This is a genomic window from Microcystis sp. LE19-10.1B, assembly GCF_027530565.1.
Classification (GTDB): domain Bacteria; phylum Cyanobacteriota; class Cyanobacteriia; order Cyanobacteriales; family Microcystaceae; genus Microcystis; species Microcystis aeruginosa.
In genome coordinates this window covers 1-2410 of sequence record NZ_JAPZQM010000227.1, presented here as the reverse complement: position 1 = coordinate 2410, position 2410 = coordinate 1, and the positions used below count along the sequence as shown (strand labels likewise).

Here is a 2410-nt window from a genome sequence, read left to right as displayed (position 1 = left end):
GCAAATAGGTGCAAGAATGAAAATTGTGGGAGCACAATGGAAAGCAGAGAATGTTCCTCAGTATTTGAAGCTACGTTGTGCTTATCTCAACGGCGATATTGCCTGAGTATTTTTACTCATTGCAAAACTGGGATGCTCCCGCCCGCTTCTTTCAAAATTAGCAAGATTTTATCAGTTTGCAACACTATTCTAAAGTTAGCACCCATATCAAAAATTAGCTCTATCTTATGATATTCCAGTAACCTTTCCATCAGAGCCACTTGTGAAGTATTAAGATTATATCTCTTGACTTCAACCCCTAGTTTTCTGAACAGGTTTTTCAGGAATTTTTTAACCATTGATTGTAATTCGTCGAATTGTTGTTGATTGGTATTAAGTAATCCAAAGAAAAAATTATTTTCTTTTACAGTTGCTTGATAGTTTTCAATCCAATTTGTCGACCCGCCTCCTGTTATTAGGCAATTATAAACTCTTGAATAAATCAGTAGCTATCCCAGTCCACATTAATAAATATTAAGATTCATTAACGGCTGGTATGAAACATACCATATAGTTAATCTACTTGTCAACTAGGCACGTTATCTGCTACTCTGGAGTTAGAGTCCGTAGAGCAACTTAACTATTGTAACCATGAGCTTATATCTCGCTGAATCAAGTTCTGAAGTTTCAAGATATCCTCCCTATAAATTTCGATTAATTGCTTCCTTATTTCTAGCGAAAACTCAGGCTTAACCAAATTAGCGTTCTTTAAATTCATCGCCAGCTTTCTTCGTAAACCTTGTGGCATAATTGCTTTCACAGAAGTTTTTAGAAAATTTTGCTTAGATAATAACTCATGTAAAAACTTATTTTTAGGGATACCAGTAACATTATATTTAGTTGATGTATCGGGAATAAAATTGTCATCAACTTCCAAAAATTGGAAAATATCCTTGATTAAATCATAACGATTACTTCTTAAATCTTCGTAGAGATAAACTTTGATTTTACTAGAGTCAAATTTTTCAAAATATCGCTGTAATTGAGTATAATAAAATCCTCCGTCTACATAAAAGTATCCCCACCACCATTTGTTAAGAATTCTGTTATCTTCTTCCCGAAGGGCGGCACTAAAATCTAAGCAGTTTTCAAAGCCCTCTCGAGCATGATGCAAGAATTGCGAATACGCTCTTTCCACTGGATCTCGCAGTATTGCTATTAGTTTTACATCAGGGCAATAATACTTAATTCTTGCAGCCGCCTTAGCATGGTATAGATAACTAGGTGAGGCTTCACCTATGGCGATTTCATTCGTAACTCCCTGAAATTGTTCCATATAACTTTCAAAGCTAGTCTTAAAACCATCCAAATAACCTTCACTAATTGAACCTTTAGGATAGCTAATTTTTTCGCCCTCGAAAGCAAAAAAGTTAGTCTCCTTAATTGGTGTCATATAAATTTGTGGATGTTGGTTGAGCCAATCATAAAGGGAAGTCGTCCCCGCCTTGGCTGCTCCGATAATTAAAAAATTTGGCAATGCCATACTTTTACTTCCTCATACTTAAATGGTAATTCCCTAGAAACATCAATGATTGCGCTAACGTAAATTTATGCTTCAAACTCTTGCAGGCTAACAAATAATTATCTGGCTGCAGAATCAGAAAAATTTACATACTACAAGTCATAACCAAGTATTCGAGCAATATCTGTCGCTGAATTCGCAATAAACTCTATATCCAGATCAGATAATTCCTGTCCACCACTAGCAACTCCCTTTCGCACAAAGGGTATTTTCGCATTTATAATATTGGTAGACCTATGCTTTTTCTCTGAATCTTTCATTTTTTCTTTAGAACTTAAAGCAATAGCTTCATCTATCAATTTCTCATTGATTTTAATTCCAAAACAATCCATCACGGAAGATAATTGCAAGTGTGTGTCTTTTAAAAAATCCTCATATCTAAATATCTTAATGATCTGCCCACCCCCACCTCCATAGTTGTTGTAATACCATGATTTTGTATGTTCTGTCCATCTGTTAATTCCATATTTTGTATGTCTAATAAATTCTGAAATCTCTAACTTATCATCTATTTGTTTTCTATCTTTTAGGTAGTAATAATAGGAAATCATTACATCTCTAGGATCTCGGACAAGTAAAATGACTCTGTAGTAGTAAGGGTTATAGGCAGAGTGACTTTTAATAATTCTAGGTATATCTGTCCTGCCAAAAGGACCTCCTAGACGAAGATTGCCATCTCCTATTATTGAAGGTATGATATCTAAAATATGGTTCTTCGTTACTTGGTATGGTTCGATAGGGGGGCATAAATCGACTAAATCCTTATCTGGCAAGAGACTTAATTGATTAGTTCGCTCTAGAGCAAAAACAATTGACAAAAATCGCTAAATGCCTTTCTATATAAGGGTT

Annotated in this window: 3 protein-coding genes; all 3 read right to left on the bottom strand. The window is 34.8% G+C overall.

All coding sequences use genetic code 11. The features are described 5' to 3' along the window. Positions 1-116: 116 nt before the first annotated feature. On the bottom strand, positions 117-338 hold the full coding sequence (locus tag O9332_RS08275) for a hypothetical protein (protein WP_288024857.1): 222 nt from the start codon (positions 336-338) through the stop codon (positions 117-119). A 281-nt stretch (positions 339-619) separates the two neighbouring features. Next, entirely contained in the window at positions 620-1522 is a 903-nt protein-coding gene (locus O9332_RS08270; protein WP_288024854.1) for a sulfotransferase family protein, read from the bottom strand. A gap of 131 nt (positions 1523-1653) precedes the next feature. Continuing rightward, entirely contained in the window at positions 1654-2184 is a 531-nt protein-coding gene (locus tag O9332_RS08265; RefSeq protein ID WP_353853416.1) for a sulfotransferase domain-containing protein, read from the bottom strand. Between the last annotated feature and the right edge of the window lie 226 nt (positions 2185-2410).